General features: G+C 34.0%; 11 protein-coding genes. All 11 read right to left on the bottom strand.

All coding sequences use genetic code 11. From position 1 onward, the window contains the following. Nucleotides 1–11 precede the first annotated feature (11 nt). The gene (locus BBF96_RS04515) at nucleotides 12–1,136 is read right to left on the bottom strand and encodes an MFS transporter (RefSeq protein WP_127016042.1); all 1,125 of its coding nucleotides are present in this window, start codon (nucleotides 1,134–1,136) and stop codon (nucleotides 12–14) included. Nucleotides 1,137–1,165: 29 nt separating this feature from the next. Next, nucleotides 1,166–2,386 (bottom strand): MFS transporter, encoded by a 1,221-nt coding sequence (locus BBF96_RS04510; RefSeq protein WP_127016041.1) that lies wholly within the window; start codon nucleotides 2,384–2,386, stop codon nucleotides 1,166–1,168. A 141-nt stretch (nucleotides 2,387–2,527) separates the two neighbouring features. Next, entirely contained in the window at nucleotides 2,528–3,595 is a 1,068-nt protein-coding gene (gene mnmH / locus BBF96_RS04505; RefSeq protein ID WP_127016040.1) for a tRNA 2-selenouridine(34) synthase MnmH, read from the bottom strand. Nucleotides 3,596–3,610: 15 nt separating this feature from the next. Then, complete coding sequence (gene yfmH / locus BBF96_RS04500; RefSeq protein ID WP_127016039.1) at nucleotides 3,611–4,906, bottom strand: EF-P 5-aminopentanol modification-associated protein YfmH; 1,296 nt, start codon at nucleotides 4,904–4,906, stop codon at nucleotides 3,611–3,613. Then, nucleotides 4,875–6,194, bottom strand: a complete 1,320-nt coding sequence (yfmF, locus tag BBF96_RS04495; protein WP_127016038.1) for an EF-P 5-aminopentanol modification-associated protein YfmF — start codon at nucleotides 6,192–6,194, stop codon at nucleotides 4,875–4,877. The genes yfmH and yfmF overlap by 32 nt, the downstream gene beginning before the upstream one ends. A 29-nt stretch (nucleotides 6,195–6,223) precedes the next feature. Continuing rightward, complete coding sequence (locus BBF96_RS04490; protein ID WP_127016037.1) at nucleotides 6,224–8,959, bottom strand: UPF0182 family membrane protein; 2,736 nt, start codon at nucleotides 8,957–8,959, stop codon at nucleotides 6,224–6,226. A 168-nt stretch (nucleotides 8,960–9,127) separates the two neighbouring features. Then, entirely contained in the window at nucleotides 9,128–9,817 is a 690-nt protein-coding gene (locus tag BBF96_RS04485) for a vWA domain-containing protein (protein WP_164730903.1), read from the bottom strand. 123 nt (nucleotides 9,818–9,940) lie between these two features. Then, nucleotides 9,941–11,239, bottom strand: a complete 1,299-nt coding sequence (locus BBF96_RS04480) for an FAD-dependent oxidoreductase (protein WP_127016035.1) — start codon at nucleotides 11,237–11,239, stop codon at nucleotides 9,941–9,943. A gap of 721 nt (nucleotides 11,240–11,960) precedes the next feature. After that, on the bottom strand, nucleotides 11,961–13,661 hold the full coding sequence (locus BBF96_RS04475) for an ABC transporter ATP-binding protein (protein ID WP_127016034.1): 1,701 nt from the start codon (nucleotides 13,659–13,661) through the stop codon (nucleotides 11,961–11,963). Between the two features lie 29 nt (nucleotides 13,662–13,690). After that, on the bottom strand, nucleotides 13,691–13,954 hold the full coding sequence (locus tag BBF96_RS04470) for a PqqD family peptide modification chaperone (RefSeq protein ID WP_127016033.1): 264 nt from the start codon (nucleotides 13,952–13,954) through the stop codon (nucleotides 13,691–13,693). After that, the gene (locus tag BBF96_RS04465; protein ID WP_127016032.1) at nucleotides 13,944–14,534 is read right to left on the bottom strand and encodes an SPASM domain-containing protein; all 591 of its coding nucleotides are present in this window, start codon (nucleotides 14,532–14,534) and stop codon (nucleotides 13,944–13,946) included. The genes BBF96_RS04470 and BBF96_RS04465 overlap by 11 nt, the downstream gene beginning before the upstream one ends. Nucleotides 14,535–14,735: the final 201 nt, after the last annotated feature.

Raw genomic sequence — 14,735 nt, 5'->3', positions numbered from 1 at the left:
ATGGATTTTTTTCATTTTTTTGACTTAATCTTAAGAAAAAAGAATATAGAAAAAACGGCAAGAAGAGACGCCACAGCAAAGAGCACTTGATAATTCCAATGATCATATAAAATCCCTCCAATAATACTTCCCAAAACTGAAGCTAGCCCATAAGCCACTGCCCAAAGTAATGTCTGTCCGGATGTTGCAAACTTTAGAGGTAATAGCTGATTAACATAAGTCACAGAAGAAATATAAAAAAATCCAAAAGTGATTCCATGCAATAACTGAAGTAAAAGAATCTGAATGACCAGAGTAGACCTGGCATATAAATACCAGCGAATAGCTGAAGCTGTTGCACTAATAATTAATAAATTTCTAGCCGAAAAAACAGATTTCAATCTACCCAAATAGCGATATGCAATAATCTCAGATATACCAGCTAAAGTCAAAGCCCATCCCAGAGTAACCTCACTTCCAATCTGCTCCTTTATATATAGGCCAAAAAAACCATCAATAATAAATGCTCCTATCTGCAATAATAGGATTGCCAACATAATTTTCATTAAACCCGGGTATTTAATAAGTTGGGCAAAATCTTTTAACATTAACTTATTAGTTAAAGAACATTCCTTCCCACTGGGCAAAAACAGGGTCAGAATAAGGGCCAGATAAGTAAAAATCAGATAGACAAAGAATAGATTTTGCAATTCTGAATGATTAAAATAATAACCCATTAAAATTACAGAGGCAGTAAGTCCAACTCCACCCCAGAGCCGTATTTGACTATATTTGCTGCTATCTCCTTTTACCTCAATCATAACAATACTATCTGCCACCGGAATAATTGGACTTTTAAAAAAACCATAAACTATAGCACTAACTAAAATCAAGAAAAAAACTTTTTGTAAAGAAATCAAAATAAAAGTTAATCCAGCAGCAAAAAGTAATAAATTCAGAAGGACTTTACGTAATTTTAAAAAGTCACAAAGAAAACCCCATATTGGTTGACTGAAAATCATCACTAAAGCTGAAGCCGCTTTAATGGTACCAATCTCTACCCCTGATAGACCAATCTCTCGAAAATATAAATTCAAAAAATGATGAGTAGTAAAACTGACATAAAGTAAAAAATAAAATAATTTAAAGCGGCCCATCGATATAATCCCTCGCCTTTTTATTTAACCTATTCCATTTTTATTCCTGAGCCTCTTCTTTTATTCGAAAAACATATTCCCTTTAATAAAATAGAAATAATGAGCGGTGCTGGAATCAGAAAAGCCAAATAAATCCTGAATCTATTTAAATCCATTTCTTTGCCCAATAAGAAATAGAAAAGTGAAATACTTACAACCCGACCAAGATTTAAGGGAAGTTCTCTTGCTACAATATACTCAATCCGTAAATCATTATCGATGGTATCATTCTCAATAACCTTAAAACTTAAACTCTCAAAAGGAATATCAAAAAACGGATCAAAGAGTCCGGTCAGGACTCCAAAAATTAAAACTCCAATCCAATCACTACGCCAGAGCAAAACTATCAGTGCTAGAATCAACATTATACTACTCAAGTGAATAAAAGAAGCCCTCTTTTCCGGTTTAACCAGATAAGCTAGACAAAAAGCACTAACCAGAGTTAACCCTCCCATCACCAGAGAAAAACTCCCCAAAACAAACTCATTACCACTGGCAAAAAAAACCATAAGGGCGGTAAGAAAACTAAAAATTCCCGTCCTTAAACCGTATAAGGTGATAATTCCTAAAATTCTCCTCCAGTTGGGGTCAGGGTTTTTTAACACCTGCCAGAAGCAGTATGGCCCTGGGCAAAAACGGGGATGTAGAAAAAAACTTAAAATTTCCACCACAATAAAAAGAATTACAGTGATACTAAAGATAGCTCCGTATCCTGTTAGATCAGGCATATTTTTAATGATTAAACCTGATATGAAAGGGGCTATCATACCAAAAAATGCAGCAATAAAGCCATTGATACCGTTAAAAAAGTCTCTGGTATCATCTCTGGTAAGGTCAAAAACCAGGATATGTTCTGCCAGATGATAAAATCCTACACCTAAGCCCTTTAATATTCCCAGTGGAATTACATAGTTTACTGTGGCTTTTTTTAACATTAATATAATTAGATAAAATACAGTATGAATAACTACCCCAATTCGAAGACACCAGAGCCGGTCATAATTTCTGGCCAACCAACCTGCAAAAATAAATGTAAAGGGTACTATAATAAATAAAAAGAGATTGAATAAAGCCAGAATCTGTAAATCCTTAGAAATCCGCCAGAGATAAATATTAACAAAAATATTAGATAAACCAATTCCCAGAGTCAAAATGCCGTGAATAAGCAATAGGAGTTTACCGCCACCGCCTATTTTATAAATATTTTTCATATTTTAAACATCACCTCAATCGGTTTACTAAACACTATTTATTATTCTACCTATTCCACTTATTTATCACTAGTTACTTAAAGACAAGTTAGACAATAAAAAAAACTCTCCTCAAAAATGAGGAGAGAAAGATTTCTGTTTTTAAGACCTCTTTTTAGGATATTTTTCTTTTAAAAATTTATCAATTTCATTGACAGCTTTTTGAAGATCATCAGCATCTACTACTAGAACAAATTGATCATATTTGTCCTGGGAATATTTATATAATGGGTCATAGTATTCTGTCAATAAAACCCGGACTACAAATTTAAGATCTCCTTTAAAAAGTGCCTCTTCAAGTTCAACAAATCCAGCTTTTCCAATCCGCTTAATTAATCTCTTCTCAATAGCCTTTAAAGAACTATAACATAGATCTAAAAATTCCTTATTAATCTTTTCAGTCACATATTCCTCAATAATGCGCTCCACCCGTACTTCTAGTGAAGCAGTTATAAGAATTGGTATTCCATTCTTCTTCTTCTCAACAAGAAAGTCAGGCATATGGACTCGACCGATTCTCTTACTTTCTGCTTCCATCAAAATATAGGATTCATCCTTCAATTCTTCCAATCGATTATATAAAAGAGCATCAAAGTGTTTTTGATTACGGACATTTTTAATTCCAATACTCCCAAAGACTGAACCACGGTGACCAGCTAAACCTTCCAGATCCAGTACAGGATGTCCAATTTCAGCTAACCGATGAAGAATTTCGGTCTTTCCAACACCGGTATATCCGTGAAGAACAACTGCCTGAGGAGGAAAATGATAGTTAGCAAATTGGTCTAAAATATAGCGGCGATATGCTTTATATCCTCCTTCCAATCGGTAAACCGGTAACTTCATCAAGTCCAAAATAGTACCAATACTTTTACTTCTTTCACCGCCCCGCCAGCAAAAGATGATAGGTATTCCATCAGCGGCTGCCTTTTCTATAGTTTTGACTAGATCAGGCAATTTAGGAGATACATATTCCAATCCCTGTTCCCGGGCCTTTTTGGGTCCTATATTTTTATAAATTGTTCCAATCTCGGCTCTCTCCTCATCAGAGAAAAGTGGAATATTCACTGCTCCAGGAATCGTGCCCTCAGCAAACTCACCTGGAGAACGAACATCAATAAATATTGGATTTTTGAGCTTTAATGCTTCTTCTACTTTTATATCTTTCATAATCCATCCCTTCTTTTATAATGGATATATGATGGATACAGCATGATTAGCGAGATTAAAATGTTCTTCAAAACGTTCTTCAAGATAATCCAATGTAATCTCATTAAGAATTTTAAGTTCATGAAACAGATTCATATTTCTAAAATGATAGGCAATAAAATTTTGAACAATGGAACTTAAAGAATCAAAGATAGTAATATAATCTCCTATTAGCCGCTTTCTTACACGTTCTAGCTCCTCCTCTTTAATCTGACCCATCTTTGCCTGGATCCCTTCAATAAGGGCAGCATGAAGTCTCTCTGGATCACTGGTTTGACCTCCAAGAACTGTCATTCCATGATCCCTTTCTCCAGAATAAGAAATAGAAAAACTATCATCAATAAGACCTGAAGCATATAACTTTTGATAGAGTTCTGATCCCTTACCGACCAGAATTTCTAACAACATGTTGGTAGCCAGCTCTTTTTTCAGCAGTAAATTACCATCTTCTCCAGTCTTCTGCTCTTTAAAGCCCAATTTATAGATTGGGCGTGAAACGGGCATTGAACTTTCAACCCGCTTTTTAAAAATAGTCTTCGGTTCATTTGGATAAAAACGTTCAATAAAAGGCTGAATGGTATAATCTTTTTTTATTTGATTCTCATATACCAATTCAAAAACCCATTCGGGATCCAGATCACCTACGACAAATAGTATCATGTTGCTGGGATGATAAAAGATATTATAACATTTTAATATTAATTCCCGGTTAATCTGAGAAATGCTTTCTATCGTTCCGGCAATATCCTCCCGAACAGGATGGACATGAAAAAGAGCTTTAAGTAAGTTTAAATATGCCATCCAATCAGGATCGTCCTCATACATTAAAATCTCCTGAGCAATGATTCCTTTTTCTTTTTCCACAGTTTCGTCAGTCAAATAGAGATATTGAACAAAATCCAAAAGTAGTTCCAGACATTCGGCAAAGTTATCACATGTATCGAAAAAATAACTGGTAGTAGTATAGGTAGTATATGCATTTACATTGGCACCATAATAAGCAAATTTATCAAAAACATTAACATCCTCATCTTCAAACATTTTGTGTTCAAGAAAATGAGCAATTCCATTGGGAACTGTCACTATATTTTTTTCTCCTGCAACCCGAAATCTATTATCGATAGAACCATAATTGGTTGCGAAGGCAGCATATTTTTGTTTAAAGCCCACTTTCGGCATAATATAAACAGGGAGCCCATTTTCCAGCACATCAAAATAAATAGTTTCATCAATAACGGGGTCATGCATTTTCTTCAACATTACCTGCTTCATCTTTAGCCCCCTCCTTACCTTTAAGAAAATAAATGGTATCCAATTCAATTTTACTAGCTACTGCTTGAACATCTTCTAAAGTCACTTTATCTATCTCTTTAATCAACTCTTCTAAAACCGGCTCAAGTCCATTGGTTATCTCTACCATACAGGAATCTATCAATGCTTCATTATCATCTAATAGGTATTGAAAATTACGGTAATAGGCTTTTTTAGTAAAATCTAACTCTTTGCGAGTAATCTTTCCTTCTTTAATAGCCTTAAGTTGCTCATCAACAATTTGTAAAACCTTTTCAAGATTAGATGATTCAATACCTGATGAAACCTGTAGAATCCCTTTTGTAGAATCGAACCAGCTATAGATATAATAGGCCAGGCTGGCTTTCTCCCTGACATTTTGAAAGAGTTTGGAATGAGGCTGGGAACCAAATATTCCATTAAATACATATAAAGCATAATATTCAGGGGAACGCCTGGTAATATTAGTCCGATAACCAATGGCTAATTTCCCCTGTCGAATATCCGCTTCCTCAATCACTTTTTGAGAAATAACCTTTTTTTTCTGAGCAACTATCGGTGAAATAATAATGGATCTAGGTTTAAAATCTAAAAAAGCTTTTTCAACTTTTTCTACCACTTCAGTTTCTATAATATCACCAACAATAAATATATGGATTGGATTATTTCTCAAAAGATTTCTATAATAACTATACAAATCCTCATTAGTTATTTTCTCTAAATACTTTATAGAACCATATTTGTAAATACCAAAAGGTTCATCTGGACACATTAGTTGAATACACCGCTGATTGGCATATTTGGATTTGTCATCAAAAAGACTGTTGATATCATCCTTTAAAACAGTCTTCTCCTGAGCAAAATAATCTTCGGCAAATTTCCCATTGACTGTTCGAGGATTTGTCAGCACATCCAGAATAAATGCTAAACCTTCATCCAAAAGATCACGTGAACCGGGAAGGTAATGACGGTTAATTAACTCTAGAGTCAAAGTTAAATACTGACACTCCCCTAGCTTCTGCACATCCGCTGATAAATCAGCACCATAAAGTTCTTCCAAATACCTCATCATCTCAAGAGTGGTAGGCCGATTATTAGTTCCCCTAAATAAAAGATAGGAGATTAAAGCAACCATAGGAGCAGTCTCCTTTCGGAGCTGCTCCTGTAAGTAAATCTTTATCATTGTAGTTTTAAACTTAGATGTTTTAAGCAGATGTAAGTCGATACCTTCTTTAATTTTGATCCGCCTATAATCAATTGTCTTCTTCATCGTATCCTCCCAACCAACATTGTATTTTATTATAGTTCAGTAGTCTCCTCCTGAGCTAGATCTCGCATTCTTTTAAGAAGACTCTCAAGCTCATTTAATTTTTCACCATAACCAGCAAAATCTCCTTCCCTTAGCAGACGTTTTGCTTCTTGATAAACTTGCAATGCGCGTTCAGCTAAAGGCGCTAATTCTTCTATAACTATATCTCCTAACTCATCCAGGGCATTATCCTCTTTTACTATTCCTTCTTTAATACCAAAGATCTTTGCAAGAGCTTCCCGTAAAGTAGGCTCCATTACAACCTCATCACCAAAGACCACAATAACCCGTTTCAATTCAGGTAATTGGCTCTGTTGTGCCTGTAAAAAGATCGGTTCAACATAGAGAATTGAATTCTTAATCGGTATAGTTAACAGATTCCCCCTGATGACACTAGAACCTTTCTGATCCCAAAGGGTTAACTGTTGGGAAATTTCAGAATCCTGGTCAATCCGTGCTTCAATCATCATTGGCCCATAAATAGTCCGGTTTTTTGGAAAACTATAAAGAACCAGTTTTCCATAATTTTCACCATCAGATTTGGCAGCCAACCATGAAACCATATTATTCTTTCTAGCCGGGGTAAAAGGCTGTATCAAAATGAATTCCAGATCTTCCTCGCCAGGCAAACGTGTGATTATATAGTATGGTTCAACAAAAAGGGTCTGACCAGCATATTTTTCTTTTGGAATATTCCAAAGGTCTTCTTTATTAAAGAAAGTAACAGGATCCTTCATATGATATGTTGCATAAACCTGGGATTGAAGTTTGAAAAGATCTTCCGGGTACCGGATATGAGCCTTTAGCCCTTCAGGCATCTGATCCAATGACTTAAAAAGATTAGGGAAAATCTTTGCATAAGTCTGTATTAGAGGATCATCAGGATCACTTATATAAAAGTTTACAGTTCCATGATATGCATCCACAACTGCCTTCACTGAGTTGCGGACATAATTACCCCAACCTCGTACCGGCTCAGAGTATGGATACATATTAGTAATAGTATAAGCATCGATAATCCAATACAGTTTACCGTCGTTAATTACAATATATGGATCGTTGTCATATTTTAAGAAAGGTGCAATCTTTTTAACTCTGGTCATAATATTCCGGTCAAACATAATACGGCTTTCTGGAGTAATATCACCGGAAAGAAGAATCTTCATTGTACTATATTTGAATGCAAAAACAAGCCGCCGCCAGAAATTTTTGATGGGAATACCGCCCTTTCCATCATAATAATTGGTAGCTCCGGTATAATCAAATTCACCGCCTTTACTATTTACAATAACATAATCATTGGTCTTTTCACCATAATATATCCTGGGCTGGGTCACTTTTAGATCAATAGTACTCACCGGCGGTATATTTTTAATATAAAACTCAGGCAATCCCTCAGGAGTTACTACATTTACCGGGCTCATAACCACGCCCATTCCGTGGGTAAATTTTAATACCCGATTTACCCAGGTCTGTGCCCGCGCTTCAAGCTTTGATTTATCCAATTCACGGGGTGCAATCATAACCTGACGATAAACACCATCAATCACATAACGGTCTATATCTACATGCTCAATATCATAATAAAGCCGTATCTCCTGCAGTTGGCTATAAGTATTTTGCAAAGGACGCCAGTCCCAGAGTCGAATATTCTCAATAATATCTTCAGCCTCTTCAATATCATCAAATGTCAGTTCATTAGTCACCTCAAAGGACCTTTGTTCAATTTTATCTAATCCATAAGCTTTCAAAGTATAATTAATATTATGCTTAATAAAAGGTTTTTCCAATTCAATCTCATTGGGTTCTACACGATATTTTTGAACAATCTCGGGATAAACTCCCACCAGTAAGATAGAAACCAATACCCAAAGTCCAATCCCAAAATAAATTAATTTCATATTTCTGGTAAAAATATTGATTAAGGTAAAGATAGCTAAAAGTCCCACTATAACCATAAGAACCTTAAGAGCAAATAATTTTACATGATAATCAGTATAGCTGGCACCAAAAACCACACCTCTTGGTGAATAGAGGAGTTTAAACATTTCCAGTCGATATCCAAAGGCTTTCAGTCCGAAAAACAAAACTGCTAATGCAGAGAGATGCAGTTTTTCAGATAAATTGAAACGGTATCCCCCGCCATTAGTCCTTAAATTAATCAAAAAATATATTACAGCAACAATAATACCTGTCAATATGACAAGTCCAGCTAAAAGTGAATAAGCCAACTGTAAAAATGGCAGTTCAAAAACATAAAAACCTATGTCCTTATTAAAAATTGGATCAGAAACTCCAAATGGAGTTCTGTTTATGTATTTTAGCACAATCTCCCAGGCACCGGTACTTATACTGCTACTAAAAAAGCCCAGAACAATACTGATTATCAAAAAAATAAGATTTAACTTTCCTTTTGTCAACCATTTAATCGGTTCTTCGTAAGCCTCTCCTACTACTCGAATGGGACTCATGCCAAAGCTCTTGATGAATTGATAAACCTTTTTTCTGGTAAAGAGAAGGTTAATATAAATAAATACAGCAAAAATTGATCCAACAGCAAGACGTAACCAGATTTTGGTCATCAAAATGGTTAAAAAGACCTGCTCAACATTAAGATTTAAAAACCAAAGCCAATCAGTATAGAGATTAATTCCAGTCAAAAACAGGCCCATACCAACAATGGCAATGATAAATAATATTATTAAAGTTCGCCTCAAATAGAACATATGTAACCTCCTTCACTTCTTTTCAGATTTATTATTTACGTTATATTACCTGTTTATAATACAGGCATATTAGTATTAATTCAATATCTTCTAGGATTCTCCTTCCTTACATCTAAAATTTCATCTTTCTCCCTTATACTAAAAAATAATTTAGGAGGATATTTCCTCCTAATTTGTCAAAGTCATTATGGGTACCACCAGATCTTTTTCATTAATTGTGAAAAAATGTCCACCTCCAGCTTCTGCAATCTTTAGCAATTTTTCTTCACCCACATTTTCAGCGCTTTTTAAAAAAACTACATGGGTAATAATTCCTGCGTCTCTTAGTTCTTTAGCCTTAGCTATCGGATCAATCTTTCCATTGTCAAGCCCATCACTGATGAGTATAATATATTTTTGACCTCGAATTTTAAGTAAATCCTTTCCTGCCTGATCCAGTGCATAGCCAATCGGAGATTTTCCATCAGGGCGAAGTTTTTTAACTTTTTTTTCTATTTCTTCCCGATTGTTCAAACCCAATGGAACTTCCAACCGACTCTCTTCTTTTCCTCCAAAAGTACGTAAACCCAATTTTACATCCTGAGGTAAGTCCTTTAATAGTATTTTCAAAATTCCTTTTGAGTTAATAATCTTGCTTACTCCTTCAAATTTTCCCCACATACTTCCAGAAACATCAACAATCACTTCTACGTTAATTTCCGGTTTTGGAAAGGTCAAATATATCTCATCTTGAACCGTAAGTTTTTTATTACCGTAAAAAAAGACTTCCTTAAAATAACTTGCTGGCAATAACCAGGCTGAAACGGTAATGAGAATTAATAAGAAGGTTAAAAGAAAGAGATTCTTTTTATCAAACATCATAACCCCTTCCCTTTTTATACTTAATACTTATACCATCTTATGAATTTTTGTAAAATTATATTCATGATTAAAAGAAAAAAATATGACCCTTTTTTAAAGAAGGGCCATATCAGATCTTCTTTAGTCAACTACTGCGGCAGTTACTGGATTTGCAAAAACATTGGTCAAACCAGCATCTTCTACCCGTTTTTTGATCTCATCAAGATCAGTAGTATAAAGATTCTTTTCTTTCATCCGCTCGAAGTAGACAGAACCAGAGAAAGTGTACTTCCTGGTTCGACCTACCTCATCCTGCATCTGGGTATTAACATAAGCAATAGCGTCCCCAATTGCCAGAGTATCCGGAATTTCAAGCAGCTCTTTACCTAGTGCTAGACGGACAGCATTATGACCTGCAAGAGTTCCTGTTATACACGCTTCAGTGTGTCCTACTAAAAGGCCAGCTTTTTCACCGGCACAGAAAACATTATCCAGTCCTTTAACTTTAAGGTAATTATCACGCGGTGCCATTCCCATATAACGCATGGAATTACCAATACCGCCGGCATATGGGTCCTCATAACGGGCATTTTCAAAACCGGGAACCTTTCTCAATTTATCCAATGGCATAAATGGAACCATCAATTTGGCATGTCCAGTATCAAGAAGGATGATATTTTCTGCGTACTCTTTTAGCGCATACTGCTGACAGGCTTTTATACCCAATTTCCCTTCATCAATCAAATCCCTGGGTATTGGTACCACTACCACCCCTTTTTCGTTCAATTCTTTTACAATATCTTCAGCAATAGATTCTTTGTGGAGTTTACAGGAGCCGCTCATCGCGCCAATGGTACCATCACCTTTTTTACCAATAATTTCTTTAATCCCTGCTTTCTCCACAATGCTCACCCGCGGGCCAAAAGTAGGACAGCGGTAAATGCACATCACACAACCGTTACCGTATTCGATACAATTATTCATAGGACCGGCAGAACCAGTACAATCCACAAAGACATCTGCTTCTTCATAGTTATGTTCGCTGGTTTTAACTGCTATTACCCTTTGATCCTTCATCTTAATATCGGTCACCCGATTATTAATACGAACATCTATACCCATATCAATCAAATATCTTTTAATAGCAGGCTCAATTAAAGCTACATCATATAATGATGCATGCTTATGCCCGGGAAAATCAATATTTTTATGACGGCTAACCCTGTCAGCTATTTTAAAAAGGTCTCCACCACCCATGGCAATAGCTTCTTCTGTCGCTGTCCAGCGTCCATTATTACGCATAATCCCACCTACAAGACCGGTACCTAATAGCATATCGGTCCGTTCAAAAAGTATTACTTCCCTGGCCCCTGCTTTCTTAGCTGCAACTGCAGCAGCTGTTCCAGCCCAGCCGCCACCTACTACGACTACTTTTGGCATTACTATTCCCCTCCTTTTGATAACTTTGTTCCGTCAAATTTCACCCCATTTTCTGGGATAAAAAGTTCAATTTTCTCTTTATCTCGAAAAAAGAGGAATCCCTCCCTCAGGAGTAATAGGTGATAATTAATCAAAATCACAAAAACTTACTATACCTAGAATAGAGGCATTCATAAGTTATGATTCGTCAATCACTGTACAATTTCCTTTTAAAATCTTTATCGTTCTCTGCAATCCAATTCGATTGGGCATATACTCAGTAATTGAAACTACCGAGGTTAGTATTTTTCATAGAGCATAATTTTATTACATTGAAGTGCAAAAAAACAAAAAAAAACCTTCCAGTTTAATTGAATAAGGAAGGCTTATAATCACTAATATTACATAAAACTTTTAATCTCAAGGATAGACCCGAAATTTTGAACTGCGAAAGTTGAGTTATTAATCTGTTTTTAAGGGTTACCCAATTGATCTAAAAAATGAAATTCTACACGGTTCTATTACAAAACTGGTAGTTCCCTGCATACATATAGGGAATTATCGGTTTTAAATCTTAGAGTTAGTTTTTTTATGTTTATAGTAATATATTACAATTGTTACTAAATACTACTACATCAGAAGCAGATCTTTTACCAAATTCTGGGGTTATATACATACTATTTACTTCCTTTTAATTTTTTAGATTCAAAAGTGCTATAAATAAATCTAAAAACTTGTTTATCTATTGGTCAAGTGTGCGAGATACTATTCCATATACTTTCTCATAATCTTTCTCATTTTTAAGAGTATAACAGCCAATAATTTGACCATTACTTAGATGAATGACTTTATTACATATAGACAAAATTTGTGGACGATGGGAAACAGCCACCAACGTTTTTCCTTCCAAATTTTTATCTAAATTATCAACAATCTCTTTTTCAATAGCTGGATCTACTGAAGAAGTAGCCTCATCTAACAATACTAATTGAGCATCTTTAAGTAATGAACGTGCTAAACATAATCGCTGTTTCTCGCCTCCAGAGAGATTTGAATCTGAAATTAGATGATCAAAGCCGTTTTCATAAGATTGGATTAAAGGTAAAATTTTTGATAACATAGCAGCCTTTCTTATCCGTTGAAAATCAACTTCTTCCCCAAAAGTAATATTTTCCTTAATAGTTCCTTCAAAAAGAAAATGATTCTGTTCTAGTAAAGTTATAAGAGCATAAAGAGAATCGCTTGAAATTTCCCTAATATCAATACCGTTCACAAGTATTTTTCCTTTATCTGGAGAATACAATTTCATGATTAAATTTAGAATAGTACTTTTACCACTACCACTTGGACCAACAATTGCTAGTCTATCTCCTTTGTCTATCCTAAAGTTGAGATTGGATAATACAGATTTACCATTTTCATATTGAAAACTAACATTTTTAAATTCTAGACTATTAAATTCTTTTAATTTAACTTTACCTTCTTTTTCAATTTTGTCATCCTGAAGAAAGTTTAGTACTCTCTCACACATTCCCAACGTTGTCTGTAATCCTAAGTTATAATCTGATAAATTTCTAATTGGTTCATAAAGAAAGGACAGATAAGTATAAAAAGCAATAAGTGTACCTAACGAAATCTCTTTTTTATAAACAAGAAATCCTCCATATATCAAAATTATAACTGGTAGAGTCAACATAATAACTATTGTCAATCCAGAACCACAACTATTCAAAAATACAGTCTTACGGACATATTGTAAATAATTATCTAAAACTTTACTGAATTTATCAACCATATATTTTTCTTTTTTAAAAATTTTAATTGTTCTAACTCCTAACAGTTTTTCCTGAACATCTTTCATTACTTTTGCAAAATTAACTCTTTCAAGCTTACTGGTTTCACGAATACGACTATTTAAATAATGAAAAATAATATAATAAATAGGCATGGTAATAAATATTATTACTGCCAATTTGAGCTCAAGAATAAATAGAAAAGATATAACAATAATTAATTGGAATAAATTAGCAAATAACATAGGCAAACCTATAGCTGCATGCTGTGCAACAATAACCACATCATCTAAAACTTTTGCCATTATCCCACCGACATTATTATTATCGAAAAAGCTCATTGGCTTTCTTAAAGCATGATAAAACATCTTTAAACGTAAATAATTTATTGACCTAAACCGCAAAAGATGCCAACGATAGTTTTTTATAATTTGTATAATTGCATTACAAATAGTTATAAACAGAATTAGTAAACCCAATTTAAGTATTGATGTCCAATTATCACCTGAAGTAATATAATTAACTAAATCTTTAATAAGAAAAGGAACACTAGATGTCAATAAAATATCAATAACAATCAAAATACAAATAATTATCTGTTCTTTACGGTAATGTTCTAAAAGTTTATATAGTGCTTTGACTCTACTCACTCATCTCAACCCTTTCTATAAAACCATTTTCACATAAAAAAATCAAACAAACTTTCCAAATCGTCACATATTTGATTAACTGTTTTATCGTTTACACCATACTCCGAAATTATATACTTTCCTATTTCTTCTACCAAGACTTCTTTCTTTTTATTAATGTAATTCCATACCTTGAAAGATACATCATTTAAATAAATATTTTCAAAAGTACGTGTATTGAATAATACATATTCAGCATCACTGATTTTAGCTAAACGGATAGGATAAACAGCTATTAATTTTTCATTTTTCATCTTTTTTTATATCCCTCCCCAAATCAAAGTAATTATTACATTTTTTTATCTTTATTTCTTCTTTATTTATGCCAAAAACCGGACAAGGATAACACTTATTCTTTAAGTATTTGCATTTATTGCAAGGTTTATATTTTTGATAAAACTCACTACCTTCTGTAAGTTCATATGGATTATCAAAAATTTTTTCTTTCCAGATGTCATAAAATGGTCTTATTGTTAAATTAATTTGTTCACCAGAATATTCTGATAAAACTATAGAAACATACCAATCACATGGGTAAAGCTCCCCTTTATTATTAATAAATCCAAAAAATGTACCTGCACCACACCCATGTACAACATCAGGAAAATCTAATCCTAAACACTGTTTACAATAATCTTGTACTAAAGGCCGTACAAATCGGGGATTAATGTTTAAAACGTCTTTCACCTGAGAATATTTTTTTGCTATCTCTTTTACTACTTCTAATTCTTCCTCAAAGCTTAATACCAGGTCTTTATCTTTCGCATTTCCCCTTGGAATATACTCCAATAAATTTAGCTCTTCTACACCAGTCTCTACACAAAAATCAATCATATCTACTATATATGATTGGTTTGCTTTACTAACAACTGTATTAATACCAGTATAAATTTAAATTATTTTCTCTCTTAAATTTAATAAGTTCTTTAAGATTTTTAACTGCTTTATCAAAAACGTTTTTACCTCTGATACTATCATTTATTTCAGCAGTAGGCCCTTCTAGACTTACAATTATATTCTTTAAATATTTATTTT

Source organism: Anoxybacter fermentans (assembly GCF_003991135.1).
GTDB lineage: Bacteria > Bacillota > Halanaerobiia > DY22613 > DY22613 > Anoxybacter > Anoxybacter fermentans.
The sequence above is the reverse complement of the archived record's forward strand: the minus strand, read 5'-3'. Positions and strand labels throughout refer to the sequence as shown.

Bases quoted from the DNA above. Each gene is read 5' to 3' on its own strand.
- BBF96_RS04485 (WP_164730903.1), bottom strand. From the start codon at position 9,817: ATGTTTGATAAAAAGAATCTCTTTCTTTTAACCTTCTTATTAATTCTC.
- BBF96_RS04470 (WP_127016033.1), bottom strand. From the start codon at position 13,954: ATGAAAAATGAAAAATTAATAGCTGTTTATCCTATCCGTTTAGCTAAA.
- BBF96_RS04490 (WP_127016037.1), bottom strand. From the start codon at position 8,959: ATGTTCTATTTGAGGCGAACTTTAATAATATTATTTATCATTGCCATT.
- BBF96_RS04465 (WP_127016032.1), bottom strand. From the start codon at position 14,534: ATGATTGATTTTTGTGTAGAGACTGGTGTAGAAGAGCTAAATTTATTG.
- yfmH (WP_127016039.1), bottom strand. From the start codon at position 4,906: ATGAAGCAGGTAATGTTGAAGAAAATGCATGACCCCGTTATTGATGAA.
- mnmH (WP_127016040.1), bottom strand. From the start codon at position 3,595: ATGAAAGATATAAAAGTAGAAGAAGCATTAAAGCTCAAAAATCCAATA.
- BBF96_RS04480 (WP_127016035.1), bottom strand. From the start codon at position 11,239: ATGCCAAAAGTAGTCGTAGTAGGTGGCGGCTGGGCTGGAACAGCTGCT.
- BBF96_RS04510 (WP_127016041.1), bottom strand. From the start codon at position 2,386: ATGAAAAATATTTATAAAATAGGCGGTGGCGGTAAACTCCTATTGCTT.
- yfmF (WP_127016038.1), bottom strand. From the start codon at position 6,194: ATGAAGAAGACAATTGATTATAGGCGGATCAAAATTAAAGAAGGTATC.
- BBF96_RS04515 (WP_127016042.1), bottom strand. From the start codon at position 1,136: ATGGGCCGCTTTAAATTATTTTATTTTTTACTTTATGTCAGTTTTACT.